The sequence below is a fragment of the Pseudomonas sp. RIT357 genome (assembly GCF_000632245.1).
In the GTDB taxonomy this organism is placed as follows: domain Bacteria; phylum Pseudomonadota; class Gammaproteobacteria; order Pseudomonadales; family Pseudomonadaceae; genus Aquipseudomonas; species Aquipseudomonas sivasensis.
The window spans coordinates 41,585-65,569 of record NZ_JFYX01000005.1 but is presented as its reverse complement, the minus strand read 5'-3'; the positions used below and the strand labels follow the sequence as shown (position 1 = coordinate 65,569).

At 61.8% G+C, this 23,985-nt stretch carries 18 protein-coding genes; 1 reads left to right on the top strand and 17 read right to left on the bottom strand.

The window, feature by feature from the left end; genetic code table 11:
• The first annotated feature begins 24 nt into the window (after positions 1-24).
• Positions 25-1,428: an amino acid permease gene (locus BW43_RS21170; protein ID WP_032885268.1), complete on the top strand. Its 1,404-nt coding sequence runs from the start codon at positions 25-27 to the stop codon at positions 1,426-1,428.
• Here BW43_RS21170 and BW43_RS21175 read toward each other — a convergent pair.
• From BW43_RS21175 to BW43_RS21255, 17 genes are all read right to left on the bottom strand, one after another.
• Positions 1,385-3,949, bottom strand: coding sequence for an autotransporter outer membrane beta-barrel domain-containing protein (locus BW43_RS21175; RefSeq protein ID WP_032885267.1), 2,565 nt, complete (start codon positions 3,947-3,949; stop codon positions 1,385-1,387). The two genes, BW43_RS21170 and BW43_RS21175, sit on opposite strands and share 44 nt — an antisense overlap.
• Before the next feature lie 247 nt (positions 3,950-4,196).
• The gene (locus BW43_RS21180; protein ID WP_032885266.1) at positions 4,197-4,958 is read right to left on the bottom strand and encodes a PIG-L deacetylase family protein; all 762 of its coding nucleotides are present in this window, start codon (positions 4,956-4,958) and stop codon (positions 4,197-4,199) included.
• Between the two features lie 177 nt (positions 4,959-5,135).
• Entirely contained in the window at positions 5,136-5,795 is a 660-nt protein-coding gene (locus BW43_RS21185) for a glycosyltransferase family 2 protein (protein ID WP_032885265.1), read from the bottom strand.
• A complete protein-coding gene (locus tag BW43_RS21190) occupies positions 5,792-6,391 on the bottom strand; it encodes an SAM-dependent methyltransferase (RefSeq protein ID WP_032885264.1) in 600 nt (199 codons plus the stop codon). Before BW43_RS21190 ends, BW43_RS21185 begins: the two co-directional genes overlap by 4 nt.
• Positions 6,388-7,146, bottom strand: coding sequence for a PIG-L deacetylase family protein (locus BW43_RS21195; protein WP_032885263.1), 759 nt, complete (start codon positions 7,144-7,146; stop codon positions 6,388-6,390). The genes BW43_RS21190 and BW43_RS21195 overlap by 4 nt, the downstream gene beginning before the upstream one ends.
• Positions 7,143-8,141 carry an acyl-CoA dehydrogenase family protein gene (locus BW43_RS21200; RefSeq protein ID WP_032885262.1) on the bottom strand — a complete coding sequence of 333 codons (999 nt, stop codon included), beginning with the start codon at positions 8,139-8,141 and terminating at the stop codon, positions 7,143-7,145. The genes BW43_RS21195 and BW43_RS21200 overlap by 4 nt, the downstream gene beginning before the upstream one ends.
• A 1-nt stretch (position 8,142) precedes the next feature.
• Entirely contained in the window at positions 8,143-10,302 is a 2,160-nt protein-coding gene (gene glgX / locus BW43_RS21205) for a glycogen debranching protein GlgX (RefSeq protein ID WP_032885261.1), read from the bottom strand.
• Positions 10,303-10,424: 122 nt separating this feature from the next.
• Positions 10,425-10,694 (bottom strand): DUF2934 domain-containing protein, encoded by a 270-nt coding sequence (locus tag BW43_RS21210; protein WP_032885260.1) that lies wholly within the window; start codon positions 10,692-10,694, stop codon positions 10,425-10,427.
• Between the two features lie 24 nt (positions 10,695-10,718).
• Entirely contained in the window at positions 10,719-13,469 is a 2,751-nt protein-coding gene (locus BW43_RS21215; protein WP_032885258.1) for a malto-oligosyltrehalose synthase, read from the bottom strand.
• Entirely contained in the window at positions 13,466-15,550 is a 2,085-nt protein-coding gene (gene malQ / locus BW43_RS21220) for a 4-alpha-glucanotransferase (protein WP_032885256.1), read from the bottom strand. The genes BW43_RS21215 and malQ overlap by 4 nt, the downstream gene beginning before the upstream one ends.
• Positions 15,547-17,292 (bottom strand): malto-oligosyltrehalose trehalohydrolase, encoded by a 1,746-nt coding sequence (gene treZ, locus BW43_RS21225; protein ID WP_032885254.1) that lies wholly within the window; start codon positions 17,290-17,292, stop codon positions 15,547-15,549. The genes malQ and treZ overlap by 4 nt, the downstream gene beginning before the upstream one ends.
• 19 nt (positions 17,293-17,311) lie before the next feature.
• On the bottom strand, positions 17,312-18,868 hold the full coding sequence (gene glgA, locus BW43_RS21230; protein WP_081797612.1) for a glycogen synthase GlgA: 1,557 nt from the start codon (positions 18,866-18,868) through the stop codon (positions 17,312-17,314).
• Positions 18,869-20,518: 1,650 nt separating this feature from the next.
• Positions 20,519-21,472, bottom strand: a complete 954-nt coding sequence (locus BW43_RS21235; protein WP_032885252.1) for a D-2-hydroxyacid dehydrogenase family protein — start codon at positions 21,470-21,472, stop codon at positions 20,519-20,521.
• Between the two features lie 26 nt (positions 21,473-21,498).
• Positions 21,499-22,500 (bottom strand): alpha/beta fold hydrolase, encoded by a 1,002-nt coding sequence (locus BW43_RS21240; RefSeq protein WP_032885251.1) that lies wholly within the window; start codon positions 22,498-22,500, stop codon positions 21,499-21,501.
• A 44-nt stretch (positions 22,501-22,544) separates the two neighbouring features.
• Positions 22,545-22,988 (bottom strand): YqaA family protein, encoded by a 444-nt coding sequence (locus BW43_RS21245; protein WP_032885250.1) that lies wholly within the window; start codon positions 22,986-22,988, stop codon positions 22,545-22,547.
• A 3-nt stretch (positions 22,989-22,991) separates the two neighbouring features.
• Positions 22,992-23,438, bottom strand: coding sequence for a DUF411 domain-containing protein (locus BW43_RS21250; RefSeq protein WP_032885249.1), 447 nt, complete (start codon positions 23,436-23,438; stop codon positions 22,992-22,994).
• Between the two features lie 81 nt (positions 23,439-23,519).
• Positions 23,520-23,978: an SRPBCC family protein gene (locus BW43_RS21255; RefSeq protein ID WP_032885248.1), complete on the bottom strand. Its 459-nt coding sequence runs from the start codon at positions 23,976-23,978 to the stop codon at positions 23,520-23,522.
• Positions 23,979-23,985: the final 7 nt, after the last annotated feature.

The window sequence follows — 23,985 nt, the reverse complement described above, 5'->3', positions numbered from 1 at the left end:
AAAAACATAACAAGAGGTTTTGTGATGAAAACAACTACGTCCGGGCTTTGCGAAAAGCCTGCGTTGCAACGCACCCTGAGCAACCGTCATATCCAGCTGATGGCCATGGGCGGTGCGATCGGCACCGGCCTGTTCATGGGCTCCGGCAAGATCATTGCGCTGTCCGGCACCTCGATCATCCTGATCTACATGATCATCGGGCTGTTTGTGTATTTCGTGATGCGCGCCATGGGCGAGCTGCTGCTGTCCAACCTCAACTTCAAGAGCTTTGCCGACTTTGCCGGCGCCTACCTGGGGCCGCGCGCCGCGTTTTTTCTCGGCTGGTCGTACTGGCTGAGCTGGAGCGTGGCGGTGGTGGGGGATGCGGTGGTGGTCGGCGGGTTTTTCCAGTACTGGTTCCCGGACCTGCCGGCGTGGATGCCGGCGGTGGGCATGCTGTTAACGTTGTTCGCGTTGAATGCGCTGACTGTCAGGTTGTTCGGCGAAGTGGAGTTCTGGTTCGCAATCATCAAGATCATCGCCGTGGTGACCCTGATCGGCGTGAGCGTGGTGCTGATCGCAGGCTCGTTTGTCTCACCCACCGGCGTCACTGCATCGCTGTCGCATTTGCTGGACAAGCAGGCGGCATTTCCCAACGGCCTGTTCGGCTTTTTCGCCGGGTTCCAGATGGCGATTTTTTCCTTTGCCGGCACCGAGCTGATCGGCACCGCCGCGGCCGAAACCCGTGCGCCGGAGAAGACGTTGCCCAAGGCAATCAATTCGATTCCGTTGCGCATCATTCTGTTCTACGTGCTGGCCCTGGCGTGCATCATCGCCGTGACCTCGTGGCAGCAGGTGTCGCCGAGCAAAAGCCCGTTTGTGGAGCTGTTCCTGGTGGCGGGGTTTCCTGCGGCTGCGGGCATCGTCAATTTCGTGGTACTCACCTCGGCGGCCTCCTCGGCCAACAGCGGGGTGTTTTCCGCCAGCCGCATGTTGTTCGGGTTGGCCGATCTGGGGGATGCGCCAGGTGTTTTCCGACGCTTGTCCAACAGCAGCGTTCCGTTGTTCAGCCTGGCCTTCACCACGGTATTGATGCTGCTCGGCCTGGTGTTGCTGTTTGTGGTGCCGGAGGTGATGACCGCCTTCACCATTGTGTCGACGGTCTCGGCGATCCTCGTGATTTTTACGTGGTCGACGATTCTCGCGTCGTACATCGCTTACCGTAAAAAACGCCCGGACCTGCACGCCAAGTCCACTTACAAGATGCCCGGCGGTGTGCCGATGGCTTGGTTTTCCCTGGGTTTCCTTGCGTTCGTGCTCTGCCTGCTGGCGTTGCGGCCAGACACACGCCTGGCCCTGTATGTGATGCCGGCCTGGTTTATCTGGCTGGCGATTGCCTACCAGATCAGAACGCCATTCTCAGGCCAACCGTCCCTTGGCGGCCGTTGAAGGTGTTGCTGTCCAGGTTGCGGTTGTAGCCCACCTCGCTGTAAACGCTGATGTCTTGGGTGACCTTCAACGTTGCACCGACGCTGAGGTCCAGGGTGGTGGACTTCTGCTCGGTGTCGATGTCGGTGACATCGGCAAAGGTCACGGTGTTCTGTCCGGCGCGGGTGTGCCAGACATTCGCCCGTACATAAGGCACCAGTGGCATGCCACGCACTTGGTAGTCGCCGCGCAGGCGGATTCCCAGGCGTGTGGTCAGGTGGGTATCGGCGTCATAGGACACGTCGGAAACCCCGTCGTTTTGGCTATTCAACGTGGTCTTGCTGACGATCACTTGTGCCTGGGGTTCCGCGACCCAGTTGGTCGTCACCGGGATCGGCCAGCCGACTTCGGCGGAGGCTGTGACGTTGTGCCCGCGGGTTTTCATCTTCACACCACGGTCCGACTCGTTGTTGCCATTGAAACGTGTGCCCATCAACACCAGGTCAAGGTAGGCCTGGTTGGCGCCGATCAACGTCCAGTACACGCCCAGGCTGTCACCGCGCAAGGTGGTTTTGCCGGCGTTCTTGTCCTCCCGGCCGCCGTTGAAGCCTTTGACTGTGCCCCGCAAACGGCTATGGCCGACGAAAAACCCCAGGCGTTGCTGGCCATCGCCCATGGCGCTGGCATAGAGATCGCTGCCCACCTGGAAGCCCGTTACCGAACTGTCCAACGTCGGGCTCACCGTGCCGGCGAAACTCTGGCGACTGCTGTTGCCGTAGACCCGACCCCACCCGGCCGATAAAGCGCCGGCCTGCTGTTGCTGGCTCTGGTCACCCATGCGCTGGTGAAAGGTGCCTAGCATGCCTTGCACGATTTGCTGGGCGGCGGGAAACAGCGCGGCGTAGAGCGGCACTTCCGGGCGGTAGATGGGAATCGGCTCTGTCCCAGGGTTGGGCGGCAGTGGTGGTTCATCGGGAATGGGGACAGGCAACGGCACGATAATGACCGGGTTCGGCGGCACCACCGGGATGGTCGAACGCAGGTAGTAGTTTTCTGCGGTGCCGGCGGTGACGCCGCCCTTGAACAGGTAATAGTCGAACGCGCCGGCAGACACCGGCGCGCCAAGGGTAAAGGCGGTGCCGCTGCCGGTGGCGCCGTTGAGCGCCTGCACCACCTGGATACCATCTTGCAGCGTAGCGGCGCCTGCGCCGCCGAGGTTAGTGACGCGAATGCTCGTACTCCCCTGGATGGTCCCCTGGCTGATTACCAGTTTGTCGCTGGGCGAACCGTCGCTACCCAATACACTTTGCAGCGCGAGTTGGCCGCCGCTGGCGTTGTAGTTGCCATTGACCGTCAGGGTATCGCCGGTGCTGGTGCTGCCGGTGGTCATGTCGATCAGGCCGCTGTTGTTCAGGGTCGTCAGTTGGCCGGCGGTAAACGGGTTGATGATCCCTGTACTGACCCGCAATGCCGAGCTGCCATTTACGTTCATGGTGCCGGTCCCGGTAGCGGCATCCCCCAGTGTGAAGGTGCCGCCGAGGGACAGGCTCGAATTGTTATCCAGGTTGACGATTTCCCAGTTCTGATAACGTTGCGGTGTGCTGACCTGGCTGTTGTCGAACGTCAGGGTATCGTTCTCCGTTCCGCCGTCCACAACGGGAGTAGGGGCGACAATGGCTTCGGTCAGGTTTTTCAGCAGCGCCGTGTCGTTATCGCCGGCCAGCAGTACTGCCGAGTCGAGTTGGCCCGCGCCGTTCCATTCGAACTGGTCATTCCCCGCGCTCATGCGAATTTCCCCGGCAATCCGGCCACCCTTGATGACGATGATGTCGGCCCCGCCGCTGACGCTGAGGTTACCGCCAATGAAACTGGTGCCCGATACCAGGATCGTGTCGTCGCCAAAGCCGGTGACGAAGTTGCCGACAACGGTGCCGCCGCGCATATCAAACAGGTTGTTGTCGAGTTTCATGTCGACGCGTCCGATGCTGCCGCCGGTCATCAATCCGTGGTCGCCATCTTCAAAGGCGCCTGTGATGGTACCGCCGCTCATGGCGAAGTCGTCGATGCCATCCCCTTGGGCAAGGGATGTGATCGTGCCGCCGCTCATGGAGAATTTGTCCAATCCGGCGCCCTGGAAAATTCCACCGGCCGTACCGCCGCTGATTTGCACTACATCGGCACCGGAGCCCTGCAAGATCACACTGTTGACCGCCCCCTGGAACAGGCGAAAGATATTCGCGCCATCGCCCATGTTGACCCCACTGGTGCCGATGACCGCATCTGCGGTGTTCATCTCGATGAGGTCATTGCCCGCGCCATAACCGACGCCCAACACGCTGCCGTTGCCGGAGGGAAATATCAGACTGTTGTTACCTTGCGCATCAATGAGGTTGCCCCCCGCGCCGCTGGTGCAGGTCACCACATCGTCACCTGGCGTGATGGTGAAGGTGCATGCCTGAGCAGTGCTTGAACAGCTCAACAGCCATGCTGCTGACGCCATAATCAGGCTGGCGCCGGTCCGTTGGGGAAGTCGTTTGCTCATGATCCGTCCTCGCTCAATGCGACCTGACTCCACGGTGCCTGATGACAGGCACGGTTAAGGACCATGGCAACAACGAACGCGATACGGATCAGGGAATACGAGTTACCTGCTTCGAAAACACCGGCCAATGCAAAGGGTTGGCATGGCTTTCTCGACTGCACCTCACCTGTGCAGCACGTTTTGAACCTTAGACGCACATCCCTCGCGTCGCTACTGTGAGAAATAACAGGTACGGACGAGTCGGCGGCTATGCGAAGACGATCTCGTAAGGCTCGCGCATGCGATCCAACAACACCTGCGCCAGCATCGGCGCCAGGCCGATCTGCGGGTCACCCACCAGTTGACTCGCATAGGCATGGACCGCGTGGAGTTTGCGCGCGACGCTCCATGTGTCCAGGCGCACTTTGCGCGCCCGTTGCCAGGGGATGATTGCACCCTCGCGCGCGGGCCAGTGCCAGGCCCAGATCGGCAGTTCATACAGCTGCGCACCGACGAGATTGCACGCCTTCGCACTGGCGCGGCCGACCGCTTCGTGGTCGGGGTTGCCGTCGTTGCGCCACGTGGTGAACACCACATCGCCCGCTTGCAAGTAGCGCGCGATGAATTGGCTCAGTTGCGGCTCACGGGCCGACAGGGCGTTGTCGCAAAACCCACCGCGAATCCATTTCAGGCTATGCATGGGCATGCCCAGGCGACGCAGCGCTTCGGCGCTTTCCTGGGGACGCACGACGCTTAAGCGGCTGGCCGGCCACCGATGTGAGCCGGGATGGCTGGCGCTGCCGTCGGTGATGGAGATCAGTTGCAGGGGATATTCAAGGGTGCTGAGCAGTTGCAGCATGCCGCCGCACGCCAACACTTCGTCGCCCGGATGGGGCGCGATGACCACCACCCGTGCACCGGCCGGGACCAGCGATGTCGCAGAGATAGGGGCGATTTGCGCCAGCTGCGGCGCAGTGTTCCAGATTTGCGCGGGGCCGCGACGGCCTTCACTGAGGGAGGCAGACTTCATGAGCGTTACATCCTTGTGGATTGGTGCTGGGTCGTGCCCCGTTGACGGGACGACTCTATTTATTCACCACAGACTCCGCCGTGATGGGTGCGTGGCCATTCAACCCTGAATGACCAGCAAGGCGTCTTCAGCATAGACAAGGATTCGCCGCTTTTACATTCTGTAATATGGATTTTTTCACGACGCCGGCATCAGGCTCTTCAAATAATCGCCAAACCCACCTTGGGCGCGGGATTCCAGGCGCGCACTGGTGATCACCTGCGGGGTATTGCTCCAAGCGATAGAGGCGCCACAGCGTTCCAGGTTACGCACCAATTGCACGTCCTCATGGCAGGCCAAGGGTTCGAAGCCGCCTGCGCGAATGTAAGCACCCGCGCTCACCCCCAGGTTGGCGCCGTGGATGTGCCGATGCCCGTCCTGCGCCTGATAGCCCTGGAGGTAGCGGATCTGCGCGGCCGGGTCGAAGCCCTCGCTCCACGCGTCCACCGTCACCGTGCCGCATACCGCATCGGCGTTCAGCGCCAACTGCGCTACCAGCCAATCAGGCGCGACGCGGCTGTCGGCGTCGGTGCAGGAGATCCAGCGTGCGCCCTGATTGAGCAGATGCCGCGCACCCAGCCCGCGCACATGCCCAACATTGCGCGCCTGTACTTCGAAGTGCTGCACCGGGTAGCTCTGGACGATGGCTGCGCTGTCATCGCTGCAACTGTCGAGCACCAGCAGGATCTGCACCGCTTCGCCCAGCAGGCCAGGGTGGCGGGCCGCGATCAACGCGGCGTCCAGGCAGTCGGGTAACAGCGCTTGTTCGTTATGCACCGGGATCAGAACGCCGATCATCGCAGGCCCTCATGGCGAGCGACCGAGGTGCCATCGCGGCACCACAGGTCGAGGAGAAAATCCTGTTCGTGGTAGCTGGCGAGGCGCGGCATTGCCAGTCGTTCATGGAGCAGGGCATGCACCTGCTCAGCTGTCTGCGGACAGCCTTCAATCGGTACGCGCCAGTGGCACGCCAGCAGTTGGCCGTCGTCGGTCAGGCTGGCGAGGGCGCGGTCGATCACGCGACCTAAATCGTCTGCGTCGAGGTAGTAACACAGCTCGCTGAGCACGATCAGCTCGAAGCGCTCGGTCGGCCATTGTTCCGGCAGGCGGCTCTGTTGCACCTCGGCATGGGGGAACCCCAACAAACGGCTGCGCGCCAGGCTGACGGCGGCGGCGGCGGTGTCACAGCACAGCAGGCGATCACAGCGAGGCGCCAGTTCGAAACTCAGCTCGCCATTGGCACAGCCCGGCTCAAAAATGGCGGCATAGCGCGGACGCGTCAGCACAGCAAGGGTCAATGCGCGTTTGCGTCGCTCATACCAGCGTTGACGAAACGCCCAAGGGTCATCATTTTCGGCGAACAGTTGGTCGAAATACGGCGTAGCCACACTCATACGAATACCACTTCAAACGGTTGCAGCAAGCGCTCCACCACATAGGGCGCGAGCACCGGGGGCAGGCCGATTTGCGGGTCACCTTCCAATTGGCTGGCGAACGCGTGAATAGCGTGGCGCTTACGGGCCACCGACTCGCAGCTCAGAGGGATTTTGCGCGCGCGGTGCCACGGCACTTGGCTGTCTTCGGCGGTTGCCCAGTGCCACGTCCACACCGGCAGCTCGTACAGCGTAGCGCCCACCGCTTGGGCGGCCTTGGCACTGGCGCGGCCTACGGCTTCGTGGTCGCAGTGGCCGTCTTCTCGCCACGTGGTAAACAGCACATCCGTGGGCTTGAGGTAGCGTTGGATAAAGGCGCTCAATTCGTCCTCTCGCGCCGCTACCTTGCTGTCGGTAAACCCGGCGCGCAGCCATTTCAAACTGTGCAATGGCAAACCCAGCCGATGCAGGGCTTGCGCTGATTCCTGGGGCCGCACCACGCTCAGGCGCTCTACCGGCCAGCGCCGAGAGCCGGGGTGACTGGCGCTGCCGTCGGTCACCGAAATCAGCTGTATGGGCCGACCGAGCGCCGCCAGACCTTGCAACAGACCACCGCAGCCCAGCACTTCATCATCTGGATGGGGCGCGATGATCACGGCGCGATGCCCTTCAGGTACTAACTGTTCGACGCTGATCTGCGGCAACTCGGCCATCCGCGGTGAGGCCTGCCAGTGATGCAGCGGGGTGCCTTGGCCGACAATCGGGTTGGGTTTCATAACTGCCACCTCCCTGCGGGTTCGCCTGCGATCAGCTCACCCAGGCCGGCCAAGTCACGTTCTGCGTGACTCTGGCGCAAGTACACCGGCAAATCCGCCATCAACTGCGCAAAGTGCGGGTCCTTGCAATAGGGGCCTGCACCGACGGCACGCCCCACGTGGTGCATCACTTGCTCGACCGTGTCTTCAATGCAAGCCCGCGTCTGCTGGGCCAGCACTCGGGCATCAGCCTTAGGTTCAAGGTCGATGTGCTCGGCGCTGGCGCGCAGCACGCAGGCGGCTCCGTTCAGCGCACTGTCCACTGAACCCAAGTGGGCGAGGGCATGGGGTTCCGGGCGTTTGGCGCATTGCTCACGCAAGACTTCCGCCAGGCGTTGCGCGGCGCCATACCAGCACGCCGCAATACCAATCCCGCCTTGCCAGAAACCGGGGCGGGTGAGGTACTCACCGGGGTGGCCGACGGCAATGCCGCGCACCCCCTCGAAGACCACTTCAACGCTGCCCGTCGCCGCCATGCCGACCGCGTGCCAGCCGTCCTTCGTCACAGTTACGCCCGGCTGCTGCATCTCGACCGCGACCAGTTGCTGCCGATCTTCTTCATCCCAGGCCGTCAGCAACCCATGGCTGACCACGGCCGCGCCGGAACACCAGGCTTTACGACCGTCCACCATCAGTCGATGGCCGTCGCGCCGCACGCGTACCTTGGCACTCGGCGGTTCGGCGGCCCACATGCCCCACGTGCTACCCAAGGGCGGCAGGGGGCTGTCCAGTTCTGCAATGATCGCCAACGCGTCGGTATGACCCTCAAACAACTTGCACAGGCGCAAGTCATGCCCGGCGACCTGGGCCAGGCGACTGAAGCGTGCCAAGGTCTGCCCGCTGCCGGGCAGCGGAAGTTGGTCAAGGCCTTCTTCCTGAAGCGCCTTCAGGGCATCCCCCAGGGCTTGCGTGTCCGCATAACCCCGGTAACCTTGAAGGAATCCGTGTAAAGCCATCTCACACCTCGTCTTCGCGCTGCAGTTCAAACAACAACAGCGAGCGGCCGGTCACCGCGTATTCATGTTCAAAATCAAAGCGTTCCTGACCGCGTACTGCGGTGTCATTGGTATCGAGCATGCAGGTCCAGAACTCACCCTCGGGCACTGGCGGCAGGCGGAAATTGACCATGTCGTGGTGCGCGTTGACCACCAGCAACAAAGTCGCATCGGCACCGGCGCGACGAATCCCGGTTTCCTGGGCGCGGCCGTCCATCAACATGCCGAGGCAGCGACCGTGGCTGTCTTCCCACTGTTCGGTGGTCATTTCGTTGCCGTCGGGTGCGAGCCAGGTTACGTCCTTCACGCCGATGTCTTCGTTATAGTCGCCGACCAGGAAGCGTCCACGTCGCAGGATCGGGTAGGCCAAGCGTAGCTTGATTAAGCGTTTGACGAACTTGAGCAGCGACTTGCCGTCATCGTCCAATTCCCAGTTGACCCAGCCGATCTCGCTGTCCTGGCAATAGGCATTGTTGTTGCCGTGCTGAGTGCGGGCGAATTCGTCACCGGCGACGATCATCGGCGTACCTTGGGCCAGCAGCAGAGTGGCGAAGAAGTTACGCATCTGGCGCAGGCGCAGCGCGTTGATTTCCGGGTCGTCGGTGGGGCCTTCAACGCCGTGGTTCCAGGACAGGTTGTTGTTGCTGCCGTCCTGGTTGTTCTCGTCGTTGTCTTCGTTGTGCTTGTCGTTGTACGACACGAGATCATGCAGGGTGAAACCGTCGTGAGCGGTGATGAAATTCACCGAGCTGTACGGGCGGCGACCGCGATGATTGAACATCTCGCCCGAGGCGGTCATGCGCCCGGCGAAGTCCGCGAGCTGGCCGTCGTCGCCTTTCCAGAATGCGCGCACGGTGTCGCGGAAGCGGTCGTTCCATTCCACCCAGCCCGGTGGGAAATTGCCCACTTGATAGCCGCCCGGGCCGCAGTCCCAAGGCTCAGCGATCAGTTTGAGCTGACGCAATACCGGGTCCTGGCGGCAGGCCACGAGGAAACTGTGGCGCTCGTCGAAACCATCGCGATAGCGGCCAAGGATCGTTGCCAGGTCGAAGCGGAAACCGTCGACATGCATCTCGTTGGCCCAGTACCGCAAGGAGTCAGTGACCATTTGCAGCACGCACGGGTGACTCAGGTCCAGGGTGTTACCGGTGCCGGAATCGTTGATGTAGAAGCGCTTGTCGTCAGGCATCAACCGGTAGTACGAGGCATTGTCGATGCCGCGCATGGACAGAGTCGGACCGCGCTCGTTGCCTTCGGCGGTGTGGTTGTAGACCACGTCGAGGATCACTTCCAGCTTCTGTTCGTGCAGGTGCGCGACCATCTCCTTGAACTCGGCGATCTTGCCGCTGGCCAGGTAGCGCGGGTCGGGGGCGAAAAACGCGATGCTGTTGTAGCCCCAGTAGTTGGTCATGCCTTTTTCCAGCAGGTGCTGGTCGTTAACGAAGGCGTGCACCGGCAGCAGCTCCACCGACGAAATACCCAACTGGCGAATGTGCTTGAGCACATCGTCTTCCATCAACCCGGCGCACGTGCCGCGCACGGATTCACCCACCGAGGGGTGACGCATGCTGATGCCGCGCAGGTGGGTTTCATAAATGATCGTACGGTCCCATGGCACCCGCACCGGCTGGTCGTTACCCCAGGTGTGTGCCGGATCGATGACCTTGCACTTGGGCACGAACGGCGCGCTGTCACGCTCGTCGAAACTGAGGTCGTCGTCGGGATGGCCGATGGTGTAGCCGAACAGCGCTTCGGACCATTTGAGCTCACCTACCAACTGTTTGGCGTAGGGGTCGATCAGCAATTTGTGGTGGTTGAAACGATGACCATTGGCCGGATCGTAGGCGCCGTATACCCGATAACCGTAAATCAGTCCTGGATGGGCATCGGGCAAGTAACCGTGGAAGATTTCGTCGGTGTATTCCGGCAGCTCGATGCGCTCCAGCTCTACTTCGCCGGCGTCGTCGAACAGGCACAGTTCCACCTTGGTGGCGTTGGCCGAAAACAGCGCAAAGTTGACACCCAGGCCGTCCCAGGTGGCACCGAGCGGGAAGGGCAAACCTTCGCGAATCCGCGACGGCTCATGTTCCTGCGTCGCTTGGTTTTTGTCGGGTTTGCTCATTCAAGTTGCTCCTGCAAGGGTCTTTTTTCAGGCCGAACGCCGCCAGGCTGACGAACGTTCAGCTCACAATCAGCGTGATGAAGTAACCGCCTGCCGAACGCGTCGGCAGGCGGTTGATAGGATTAAGGCTTTGGCTTTTTCGGAGCCGAGGGCTTTTTCGCCGCAGGAGGTGTCGGCTTGCTGGCAACCGGAGCCGGCGGTTTGGATTTGGCGGGCGGCTTGGGCGCGGCCTTCGGCTTGGCGCCAGCCTTGGGTTTACTCGGCGTCAGCGCTTCGGCTTCGGCCAGTTTGCGCGCCATCTCCCAGTGGCGCGCATCTTCACCATGGGGCTTACCTTCAGACTCCCAGATCTGATGCGCCAGTTCGCGTATGCGTTTGTCTTCAGTACTCATCACAATGCTCCTCACAGAAAATTTTCAGCTTTCTTGATCATCAGGATTGATAAAGACATTGACCGGGAAATCCCCCAGGGCAGTGCTGATCAACAGCTCCTTGTCTGGTGTGACTGCGCCTGTATGAAAAAGTCCCTTCCAGTTTTGAGTTGGTGCGGCGAACGGTAATTTCAGCCGCGTATCGCCCCAAACCTGCGCATTGATCTGGGGATACACACCGTTCTCCAGCAGGTGATGTGACCAGCGTGGAACCACTACCAGCAGGCGTTTGCCCTGGTGTTCGCGACAGAATGCGACCACCCGCTCGGCATGCTGGCCGACCACTTCCAGCGGTGTGTAGGTACCGTTGCGAAACAGCTCAGGCTGGGCCTTGCGCAAGGCCAGCACCTGGGCAATCACCGCCTGTTTGATGCGCCCGTCACGCCAGTTGAACAACAGTTCGCCGATGTCCGTTGGGGTCTCGAGTGCCCGTTGTCGTGCACTGAAATCCACCGGACGACGGTTGTCCGGATCCACCAGGCTGAAGTCCCAGAACTCAGCGCCCTGGTACAGGTCTGGTACACCCGGCACAGTCATGCGAAGCAAGGATTGCGCCAGCCCGTTGAGCGCCCCGGCCGGGGCAATCGCCTGGGCAGCCGCCGCAATCGCGGTGCGCAACGTGCGACCTTCTTCACTGAGCAATAGACGCGACAGAAACGCTTCCACGCCTTGTTCGTAGGCGTCGTTGGGCGCACTCCAACTGCTGTTCAATTTGGCTTCGCGCAGGGCCTTTTGTTGCCACTGCCAGAGGCGTTGTTGATAGCCGTCGAAGTCATCACCCTGGTCCAGCGGCCAACTGCCCAGCAGCACTTGGTAGAGGATCAGCTCATCACCGGCCGACGGAGTGTCGGCATCGCTGCGTAACGGTGCTGCCAGGGTGCGCCACTGCTCAACCTGTTCCACGTACCAGTCGGCGCACTCGCTGAGCACTGCCAGTCGAGCGCGGGTGTCTTCGCCGCGTTTGTGGTCGTGGGTGGCGGTGGCCAGCAGGTTATCCGGGAAGGCTTCCAAGCGCTGTTGGTTGATCGAATGGAATTCGGTCAACGGTGCGCTGAACTGCTCAGTACTGAAGCCCACATCATTGCGCGACAGCAGCACCGCTGAGCGATAGAACGCGGTGTCTTCCACGGCTTTGGCGGCCGCGGGCGAGGTCAGTTGCTGGAAGCGTACGCAGGCATGCTTGAGTATCTTGCGCTCACGGCCCACCGGACGTTGGCGCCAAGGTTGGCCGCCGAGGGATTTTTCGAGGTGATCCAGCACCGGCCAGTCGCCCTCGCTCAAGGTGGTGCGGGCACCGTCCATGGCCTGCTGGAACACCGCGTCGTCGGCGGCGCTGCGGCCCAAGGCGCTGATGTAAGTGCGGTACACCGGGAAGTGCACGATCAGCTCCTGCAGGGCGCGGCGAATCGCGCCCAGGGTCAGGTCGCGGGTCATCACATCGTCGCGGGCCACTTGCAGGAGCGCTTGGGCGACGCTTTCAAAGTCCCCGCCCAACGAGCCGTTGAGGATCTGCTGGCGGGCCAGACGGGCTTCTTCGATAAACGCTGAGGGCCGTTCGGTATGGCGTGTCCACAGCTCGGCCAGCGGTGCAAAGCCGTCCGGCTGGTGTTGCAGCAAGGACAGTTGGTCCATGAATTCATAGCCGGTGGTGCCGTCCACACACCAATCCTCACGCAGGGTTTCGCCTTCACCGAGGATCTTCTCGACAAAGATCGGCAAGTGCCGCCCAGGCGCCAGGGCGTCCACTCGGCGACGCAGCTTGCGGCAATAACCCCGCGGGTCGGCCAGGCCATCGATATGGTCGATACGTAACCCATCCACCAAACCTTCGCTGATCAGTTCGAAAATCTTGCCGTGGGTGGCCTCGAACACCGCCGTGCGTTCTACGCGCAGGCCACCCAGCTCATTGACGTCGAAGAAGCGCCGCCAGTTGATATCGTCTGCCGCCGTGCGCCAGCTCGCCAGGCGGTAGGCCTGTTGTTCGAGCAACTGATGCAGGCGATTGAAACCCTCGGGTTGGCGCCCATCGAACTGGGTCAAGCGGTCTTCGATAGCCGCCAGGACTTCAGTCGCCCGCTCGGCCAGCGCCTGCTTGAGCCAGGCGGCTTCGGCGTAGGTGTCGTCCTGATAGGCGAGGGCGGCGAAACGGTCAGCCAGGGGTTTGAGCGTTTCATCGCTGCCCAGGATCAACGCGTAATCCCGTGGGCAGATTGGGAAGCGATGCTCGTAATGCTCGACATAAAATGCGCCGTGGACCGCATCGAAATGCAATGTCAGGGTGCCGGTCTGTAACGCTTCGCCGTAGTCGCTGCCCAGAAACGGCATCAACAGTTGACCCTTGAGCAGCGGGTCGGGCGAGTGCCACTGGATGTCGAAGAACTCGCTGTACGGGCTCAGGCGGCCCCACTCCAGCAGGTCCAGCCACCACGGGTTATCGGCACCGCCAACGGCCATATGGTTGGAGACGATATCGAGGATCAGCCCCATGTCGTGTTCACGCAGGGCGGCGACCAGGCGGCGCAAGGCGGGTTCACCGCCCAGTTCCGGGTTGACGCGGGTCGGGTCGACCACGTCGTAGCCGTGCATGGACCCGGCGCGGGCGCTGAGCAGGGGCGAGGCGTAAAGATGGCTGATGCCTAACTCGGCGAAATACGGCACCAGCGGCACCGCATCGTCCAACGTAAAGCCTTTATGAAATTGAAGGCGCTGGGTGGCGCGCAGGGGCAGTGTCTTCATCGGTCACGCTCATAGGCCTGGTTGCGCGCGACGGCCAATAGTTCAAGGCGGCGCGCGGCTCCGGCATTGTCCAGCAAACTTGAAGCCTCACCCGCCAGGCGTCGGCGCCAATTGGGATGGGTATCGGTGGTGCCGGGCAGGTTGGCTTGTTCTTCGACGCCCAGGGCGTCTTCCAGTGGCAACAACACCAACGGCGCACGGGTATGGCCGAGGTAGCGCACGCTGGCGTCGATCATGTGGTCGGTTTCGTTACGGATCTCGTCAACGAAGTTCTGCGGGTCCTGGCTCAAGGCCTGGCGCAGGGCCTGGCGTTCGCGCAGGCGGTGTTCGCTCCATTGCTCCACGGTGGGCGCATCGATCAGGCCGAGTTGGATGTTCCAATCGATGTCGCGGCTGTGCCACCAACCATTGAGCGTGGGCAAATCGTGGGTGCTGGTAGTGGCCAGGGCGTTGTTCGGCCAGTCGAGAATCGGCGTGAACTGACCATCGTGGCCTTGCTCGAAGAGCAGCACACGCATCCCCAGGATAGAGCGGCTGCTGAGTTTTTCGCGCAGGCCGTCGGGCACAGTGCCGAGGTCTTCACCGAGGACGATGGCTTGATGGCGGTGAGATTCCAGCGCCAACAGACGCAACAGGTCGTCCACCGGGTAATACAGGTAAGCGCCTTCGCGAGGGGATGCGTCCATGGGGATGACCCACAGACGTTGCAGGCCCATCACATGGTCGATGCGTAAACCACCGGCATGGGCAAAGTTGGCGCGCAGCATCTCGATAAATGCGCGGAACCCATTGCGCTGGAGGCCTTCCGGCGAGAACGCGGAAATGCCCCAGCCCTGGCCCGCACGGTTGAGGATGTCCGGCGGCGCGCCCACGGTCAGGTTGGCCAGCAGTTCATCCTGGCGGCTCCAGGCCTGGCTGCCACCGCCGTCAGCTCCCACCGCCAGGTCGGCGATCAAGCCAACGCCCATGCCACTGCCCTTGGCGGCTTGTTGCGCGCGCTCAAGGCAGCGGGCGATCAGCCATTGGGTGAAGGCGAAGTAGCCGATCTCTTCTCGGTTGTCCTCGGCGAACTTCGCCAGCGCCGGGCTCTGCGGGGTACGCCACTCCTGCGGCCAGTGGCGCCAGTCGAGCGCTTCGCCGGCGGCCGCGCGCACAGCTTGCACCGCTTCAAAGCGACAGTGATTTTCCAGGGCTTCACCGCCGGCCTGGCGGAAACTCAGAAAGTCGGCATGTTGCGGATGCTGGCCGTGGCGGAAGTCTTCGTACAGCGCGCGCAATAGGCGTTGCTTGGCTTTGGCGGCGGCGGGCCAGTCGATCAGGGTGTGTTGCTCCAGAGCGTGCAGCTCATCCTCCAGACCAAGGGCGTCGATGGCGTTGCGCACTTCACGTTCGCCAAGGATGCAGCCGGGCGAGGCATACAAACTGTTGAGGAACAAACGGCTGGACGGCGAATAGGGGCTGTAGCGCCCTGTGTCGGCGCTGAACATCGCGTGCATCGGGCTGATTGCCAGGGCATCGGCGCCGCGCTCGGCGGCAGAACGGGCCAGGTGTTCCAGGGCCAGGGTGTCGCCGAAGCCACCATCGCCCAGGCGGCGCAGCGAGTACAGCTGCGCACTCAGGCCCCAGGCGCGGGCGGGCTGGCTGTCGACCGAGTCGGCGACGCTGTAGCAGTGAGTGGGGGCGACGGCCAGCGTGAAGGTCTGGTCGTTGATGTGCACCTGGTGGTAGCCCAGGGCGATGATGCCCGGCAGCACGGCGGCGCCGTCCAGGCGCAGGTCCAGGGTTTCGCCGTCTTCCAGGCTGACACGGCACAGGGTGTCGGGTTCGAAGTAGTGCGCCAAGTCAAGGCCGTCGCCGCTGTCGACAGTCATCAAGGGCGGCAGGTGTTTGTCTTGTTGCGCCCGCTCCAGTTCCAGCAGGCTGGTATTGATCTCTGCGTCGCTGTCGGCCGGGTGACCGAGGCCTTTGAGGACAGCGCGAAGGGCATCGGGTGTCACGCGTTGCGGGCGGCCGTTGGCGTCGATCCAATCGACGGCCAGGCCTGCGCGGCTGGCGAGGATTTCCAGGTTCGCTTCACTCAAGGGTGTTCTCCAACAGGGGAAAGGCTGACGCGCGCGCTGTACGGCGGCAGTTGCGCGCCTTGCTCAGCAGGCGTGGCAAAAAGTAGGTGCTCCGGCGCCGGATGATTCACGGGCGTGGCACTGAGGTTCAGGTCGATCTGCAACAGGCTGCCATTGCCCAATCGCCAGCGGGCTGTTACAGCGCCGTCCGCCAGCACTTGGGCGCCCAGCGCCACACTGCCGGGCAAGTGCGGCACGAGGTGGCGATGGCGCAGGCTCAGCAGTTGGCGGTAGAACTGCGCCTGTTCGCTGTCGGTAAATGTCGGGTTTGATTGCTGGAAGGTAGGCAGGGCGTTGGGGTCAGGGATGCGTTCGCGTCGCTCGGGATCCTGGAATGCGGCGAAGTCGGCAAACTCGTTGCGCCGGCCTTCACGTACCGCTTCGGCCAGTTCGCCGTGGTGGTCGGTGAAAAATAGGAAGGGCTCTTTGGCGTTGACTTCATCGCCCATGAACATCAGCGGGATCATCGGCGACAGCAGCAGCAACGTGGTCGCGGCCTTGAGTGCCTGAGGCGAGCACAGTTGATGCAGGCGTTCGCCCAAGGCGCGGTTGCCGATCTGGTCGTGGTTCTGCAAAAACAGCACAAAGGCACTGGGTGGAAGGTGCGCGCTGGGTTCGCCACGGGTGTGACCATGGCGTGTGGTCTCGCCTTGGTAGATGAACCCTTCGCCCAGGCAGCGCGCCAGCTTGGCTGTGGTGTCTGCGGCGAAGTCGCTGTAATAGGCGTCGGTTTCACCGGTGAGCAGCACGTGCAGCGCGTTATGGCCGTCGTCATTCCACTGTGCATCGAAATCATGCTCCAGCAGGCTGGCCTGGTTGAATTCGTTCTCCAGCACCAGCCAAACGTGGCGACCGGTGTCGACCTGCTGGCGCACACGCTGCGCCAGTTGTTGCAGGAAACCGGGATTGTCGATGGCGTGCACGGCATCCAGGCGCAGGCCGTCGAAGCGGTACTCCATCAGCCACATCAGTGCGTTGTCGAGGAAAAAGTGGCGCACCTCGCGGCGCTCGAAATCGATCCCCGCGCCCCAGGGGGTGTGCACGTCTTCGCGAAAGAAGCCTTGGGCGTATTGGCCCAGGTAGTTGCCGTCAGGACCGAAGTGGTTGTAGACCACGTCGAGGATCACGGCCAGGCCGTGCTCGTGAGCGCTGTCGATCAAGTGCTTGAGCTGCTCAGGCGTGCCGTACGAGGAATGGGGCGCGTAGGGTAGAACCCCGTCGTAGCCCCAGTTGCGTTCGCCGGGGAACTGCGCCAAGGGCATCAACTCAATGGCCGTGACGCCCAGCTCGGCCAGGCGTGGCAGGTGTTTCTCCACGCCGGCGTAGCCTCCCATTGCGCCGACATGCAGCTCGTAGATCACCGCTTCATGCCACGGGCGACCTTGCCATTGGCTGTGCCGCCATTTATAGGCGAGGGGGTCAACCACCCGGCTCCAACCGTGCACATCGCACGCTTGGGCCCGGGATGCGGGGTCGGGCACGTCTTTTTCCCCGTCGATGTTGTAGCGGTAGCGCGTGCCCGCCGGGCACTTTATTTCTACTTCAAACCAGCCCTCTGCCTGCGGCAGCATGGCAACTGATTTGCCGTCTTCCAATTCAACGCTGACATAAAACGCGTCTGGCGCCCACAAGGCAAAACGCGTGTGTTGCGCGTCCAGCATGATTGCGCCGTGGGGCCAGGTTTCTAGAGTCCGTAACGGCATCTATAGAGGCCTCCCTTGATTACTTGACTGATTTCCCCAGGGCCTTGGCCACAAGTTGTTCGTAGAGTTCGGCGTAGGGTTCGACTGCCTGGCACCAATTGAACGGTTGGGTCATGGCACGGCAACGCATGGCGTTGAGCAGGCCTGGGAAAGCGAAGACCTTGAACGCGCGGCTCAGGGCTTCTTCATAACTTTCCACCGTGGATTCATTGAACAGGAACCCGGTGACGCCATTTTCGATAGTGTCTGCCAGCCCGCCGGTATTGCGTGCCACCGGCAGTGAGCCGAAGCGCTGGGCGTACATCTGGCTCAAGCCGCAGGGCTCGTAGCGCGATGGCATCAGCAGGAAGTCGCTGCCGGCAAACATACGGCGCGCGTCGGTTTCGTTGAAGCCGATGCGCACGCCGACTTGGCCCGGGAAGCGCAGGGCCAGTTCACGCATGGCCTGTTCTTCTTCCGGTTCGCCGCGCCCGATGATTGCGATCTGGCCGCCGTTCTCAACGATGAAGCCAGCCACCGCTTCGGTCAGGTCCAGGCCTTTTTGGTAGACAAGACGCGAGACCACGGCGAACAGCGGGCCGGTGGAATCGTGCAGACCGAACAATTCGCGCACGTGGGCGGCATTGATTGCCTTGCCTTCCCAGTCGCCGATATTGAAGTTGTGCGTCAGGTGCTCGTCGGTGGAGGTTTCCCAGCTTTCATCAATACCGTTGGGGATACCACTGAGCAGGCCTTGCTGGGTCTTGGCGGCGAGAAAACCGTCGAGGCCGCAGCCAAATTCCGGGGTGGTGATTTCCTGGGCGTAGGTGGCGCTCACCGTGGTGATATGGCTGGAATAAGCCATGCCGGCCTTGAGGAACGACATCTTGCCGTAGAACTCCATGCCTTCCTGCTGCAGGGCGTGGGGCGGGATACCCAGCTCTGGCGTCGAGGCCAGGCTGACCACACCTTGATAGGCCAAGTTATGAATGGTGAACAGGGTCGGCGTACGTGACCCACGCCAGTGCATATACGCCGGGGCCAGGCCAGCAGGCCAGTCGTGGGCGTGCACCAAGTCCGGGCACCAGTGAATCTGTGCGAGGTTGGCGGCGATGTCGGCGGCGGCCAGGCCCAGGCGGGCGAAGCGGATATGGTTGTCCGGCCAGTCGCGGCCGTTGTTGGCACCGTAAGGCGTGCCTTCACGCTCGTAGAGCTCGGGGCAGATCAGCACATAAATGACGAGGCCGTCCTTGAGGTCCATACGCCCGATCTTGCATGGCGGCAGCGCGGCGTGGCCGCCCAGTTCACCGATGATGTGGATCGGGTTGTCGCTTTCCATGACCTGCGGGTAGCCGGGGATCAACACGCGCACATCATGCAGGTGAGCCATGGCACGGGGCAGGGCCGCGGAGACGTCGCCCAGGCCACCGGTTTTCACCAGGTCAGCAAACTCGGACGTGACAAACAGCACTTTTTTTCGATTCGGGTTGTGACTCACGATCGGCCGCACAGAGCTTGGCAGGTCGGCCAACGACGTAGGCCCCCCTGCAGGCTGACTGAAACGCTCTCCCTGAGTATCTACTGCGGCACTGATCATAATGCACTCCCATTTTGTTGGTCGGCTAATGGCCCGCTGCCACTAGCTCCGATTGGCCGCATCCTGCGGCCAGGCGCACAAGCACTGTACAAACTGGCAAGGCGTATGCCAGTTGCACGGATTGCGAAAAAAGATTGGATGGACGGGCATGTGCTGTGAAGCGTGTGTGCTCGCCTTACCTTAAAACTGGACCAATGGCAGAGTCGGAAAGTTTAGATTTTTTGCGGGGTTTTTGTTTTGGAACGGACCCATCGGTCATCAGTCTAGGACAGATCCTCATAGCCTGTAGGGTTTCTGGGAAGATTTTGTAGGACAAAAAACTTTTAACCTGAGAGTCAGTGGTTATTAGCCAATTGTTTGTGGGGCACTGGTGTATTTCGAGGTAATGCGGTTTGACCTGGGTTTTGTAGTGAGCAGGCTTGCCCTGCGCTGGGCTGCGAAGCAGCCCCATTAGGGGCACCGCTTATGTACCTGGTGCAGCAAGGTGAACCATTTGGGAGCGCTTCGCACTCCGTCGCAGGGCAAGCCTGCTCACCACAGAGGTTGTGGCGCCCGTGGGCAGGAGGTTGTGAGCTTATTTCTGAGCAAACCTCTCACCACAGCGTTGTTTGCGACTGTGGAGTAGGGCTGAGCCGTATTTTGTAGTGAGCAGGCTTGCCCTGCGCTGGGCTGCGAAGCAGCCCCATTAGGAGCACCGCCTATGTACCTGGTGCAACAAGGTGAACCATTTGGGAGCGCTTCGCACTCCGGCGCAGGGCAAGCCTCCTCACCACAGAGGTCGTGGTGCCCGTGGGCCGGAGGTTGTGAGCTTATTTCTGAGCAAACCTCTCACCACCGCATTGTTTGCGACTGTGGAGTGGGGCTGAGCCGTATTTTGTAGTGAGCAGGCTTGCCCTGCGCTGGGCTGCGAAGCAGCCCCATTAGGGGCACCGCCTATGTACCTGGTGCAGCAAGGTGAACCATTTGGGAGCGCTTCGCACTCCGTCGCAGGGCAAGCCTGCTCACCACAGGGGTTGTGGCGCCCGTGGGCAGGAGGTTGTGAGCTTATTCTGAGCAAACCTCTCACCACAGCGTTGTTTGCGACTGTGGAGTAGGGCTGAGCCGTATTTTGTAGTGAGCAGGCTTGCCCTGCGCTGGGCTGCGCAGCAGCCCCATTAGGGGCACCGCCTATGTACCTGATGCAGCAAGGCGAGCCATTTGGGAGCGCTTCGCACTCCGGCGCAGGGCAAGCCTGCTCACCACAGAGGTTGTGGCGCCTGTGGCAGGAGGTTGTGAGCTTATTTCTGAGCAAACCTCTCACCAAAGGATTGTTTGCGACTTTGCAGTAGGAGCTGAGCTGCAATTTGTAGTGAGCAGGCTTGCCCTGCGCTGGGCTGCGAAGCAGCCCCATTAGGGGCACCGCCTATGTACCTGATGCAGCAAGGCTAGCCACTTGGGAGCGCTTCGCACTCCGGCGCAGGGCAAGCCTGCTCACCACAGGGGTTGTGGCGCCTGTCGCAGCAGGTTGTGAGCTTATTTTCTGAGCAATCCTGCTCACCACAGGGGGTGTGGCGGCCGTGGACAGGAGGATGTGAGCTTATTTTCTGAGCAAACCTCTCACCACAGGGGCGGCGTGCGCCTCTGCGGTGAGAGGCGCCCTGTATTGGTGCGTCAGCCGAGCGGGCGGATGGGCGCGTTGTTCGCCCAGGCTTGGATATCCTCGATCATCTGCTGGTAGAACTGCCGGTAATTCTGCTCGCTCACATAGCCCACATGGGGCGTGGCCAGCACGTTGGGCAAGCGGCGGAACGGATGATCCAGCGGCAACGGCTCCTCGGCATACACATCCAGTGCAGCCCCCGCCAGGCGACCACGGCTCAATGCCTCAACCAATGCCTGCTCATCCGCAATCGGCCCACGCGCGGTATTCACCAGACGCGCCGTCGGTTTCATCCAGCCCAGCGCCTCGGCATCCACCAGGCCGCGGGTGCGGTCGCTGAGTACCAGGTGGATGGTGAGGATATCGGCCTGTTTGAACAGGTCTTGCTTGCTGACCCAGCTCACACCGGCTTGTGTCGCACGCTCCGGCGTGAGGTTTTCACTCCAGGCAATCACGCGCATGCCGAAGACTTGGGCAAATTGCGCGACCTTCTGGCCGATGCTGCCCAGACCAAGGATGCCCAGCGTCTTCCCGTACAGGTCGCCGCCAAGGCCAACCTGCCAGTGCCCGGCGCGCACGGAGTTGGCCTCGGCCAGCAGGTTGCGGGTGGAGGCCATGATCAACGCCCACGTCAATTCCGGCGCGGCCTGTTTATAGCTGTCGGTGCCGCAGACGTGAATGCCCAGGGCCTTGGCGGCGGGAATATCGATGGCCGCGTTGCGCATGCCGCCGGTCACCAGCAACTTGAGGTTGGGCAGCCCCTGCAACAGCGCGGCGTCGAATGGGGTGCGCTCACGCATCACGCAAATCACCTCGAACGGCTGCAGACGTTCGATCATTACGGCGGTATCGGCCGGGTAATCGTGCAGGAAGTGCACCTGGCCGACCGACTCCAGCACCGACCAATCCACCACGTCACGGGCCACATTCTGCCAATCATCAATGACTGCGATCTGTACCGACATTCACGAGTGCCTCGAAAAAGGTTGGATTAAAGCGTGTTCAAACCCTGCAACAGCGCCTGGTGAAACTTCGCCGGTTCTTCCATCTGCGGCGCGTGGCCCAGGCCGGGAAACTCCACCAGCGTTGCGTGGGGGATCAGCTTGGCCACGGTTTTGCCCAACACCGCGTAGTTGCCGAGCTTAGCTTTGACCTCGGGCGGCGCGACGTCCTTGCCGATGGCGGTGTTGTCGGAGGTGCCGATCAGCAAGAGGGTAGGCATCTGCAGGTTCTTGAATTCGTAGTACACCGGCTGGGTGAAGATCATGTCGTAAATCAACGCCGAGTTCCATGCGACCCGCGTATGCCCCGGGCCGTTGCTCAGGCCGGCATACATATCCACCCACCGCTCGTATTCCGGCTTCCAGCGGCCGACGTAGTACGTGTTGAGCTGGTATTGGCGAATCCCATCGGCGCTGACTTTCAGTTCACGGGCATACCACTGGTCGACGCTGAGCGCAGGCACGCCCAGGGCTTTCCAGTCTTCCAGGCCGATGGGGTTGACCAGCGCCAACTGCTCAGTCTGCTCGGGGTACATCAGCGCGTAACGCGTGGCGAGCATGCCGCCGGTGGAGTGGCCGAGCAGGGTGACCTTTTGAATGCCGAGCTTTTCCAGCAGTTGGTGGGTGTTGAGGGCCAACTGCTGGAAGCTGTACTGGTAGTGCTCGGGTTTGCTGGAGCTGCAAAAACCGACCTGGTCCGGTGCGATCACTCGGTAACCGGCATCACTCAGGGCCTTGATCGAGCTTTCCCACGTTGCGCCACAGAAATTTTTGCCGTGCATCAGCACGACGGCGCGACCATTGGCGGTGCCTTTGGCCGGCACGTCCATGTAGCCCATTTGCAGGGATTCGCCTTGGGATTGGAACTGGAAATGTTCAAGGGGGTAGGGGTACTGGAAACCTTGCAGCTCGGGACCGTAGGTGGCCGCGAGCGCAGGCGCTGTGCTGGCCGTCAGCAGGCCGGCGATGCAAAAAGCGCGGAATAGAGGCATGGGCGGGGCTCCAGGAAGGGTGTCCGGATGCTCTTTGCGAGGGATTAAGTGGGGATTAACACCCATTGCAAGGTCACGGCGGCCAGCACGGCATAGCGCAGGCCTTTAGCCAGGGTCACCAGCAGCAGAAACCGCCACAAGGGCTCACGCATTACCCCGGCCACCAACGTCAGCGGGTCGCCAATGATCGGCACCCAACTGAGCAGCAGCGTCCAGTGTCCCCAGCGCTGGTAATGGGTGCGCGCTTTTTCCAGTTGTCTGTCGCTGACCGGAAACCAGCGCCGACCCTTGAAGTGCTCCACCCAGCGGCCCAGCCACCAGTTGACCAGCGACCCGAGAACATTGCCCAGGGTCGCGATACCCAGCAGCCACCACAGGCCGTAATGCCCGCTGAGCAACAGGCCTACCAGCACCGCTTCCGATTGCAATGGGAGTAAGGTCGCCGCACCAAAGGCGGCGATGAACAGCCCGAGGTAACCCATCAGCATCGATCAGTGCGCCGGGTACTCAGCCACCACGACATCGTTGCCGTCCCGGGTCAGCCCGATGACTTGGTAGGCCTCGCTGCGCCCGTCCATTTCCATGCCGGGCGAACCCATCGGCATGCCCGGTGCGGCAATACCCAGCAGGTCGTCGCGCTTGCGCAAAGCCAGCACTTGATCGGCTGGCACGTGGCCCTCGACGAATTTGCCGTCGATCACGGCGGTGTGGCAGGAGCCCAGGCGCGGGGCCACGCCCAGGCGTTGCTTGACGGCACTCATGTCGGCTTCGACATGGTCGTTGACCTTGAAGCCGTTGCTTTCCAGGTGGCTGATCCACTTTTTGCAGCAGCCGCAGTTGGCGTCACGGTGCACGTCGATGGGGATGAGGTCAGCGGCCTGGGCCAGGGTGGTGGTGAAGAGGGCTGAAAGCAGGGCCAATCGCAATGGGGTTTTCATCAGGTTTTCGTCCAAGACCAGGCAGTAAGCCCGGCATTCTCCGCGCTTTTTTGAAGGGGGCGCCGTTGTAATGTTTCAAAGTTATACAAGGTTGGCGTTTTCCAGGCGGTGCCTGAGCTGGTCTAGCGCAATCGCTGATAGTTCGATCATGCGTTCGTGCAGGCTGGCCAACTGCAATTCGGTTTCATAGGTCAGCACACGCTTGAAAAGCGTGCCGTCGTGAAAGGGCAGCAGGAAATAGTGGATGGAACCATCGACGGCGAGGGATGTGAACACCGTCTTGAACTCGTCGGGACGACGGGCGATCTGCACGCGGTAGCTCATGGGCACGCGTACACCCAGCAGGTCGATCATTTCGGTAAAGCGTGCACCGGCGGGGAGCGATCCGGTGGTGCCGGTATCGGCCCCGAGGGATGTGGGGTGCCATTCATGCCAGCGATCCGGTTGGGTCACGTAGTCGTAAACAGCGTCAATGGGGGCTTGGATAAAGCGTTCCTGACTGATCCGCTCCAAGCGGAACGACTGCTCGACAGCGCGCATGGCACAC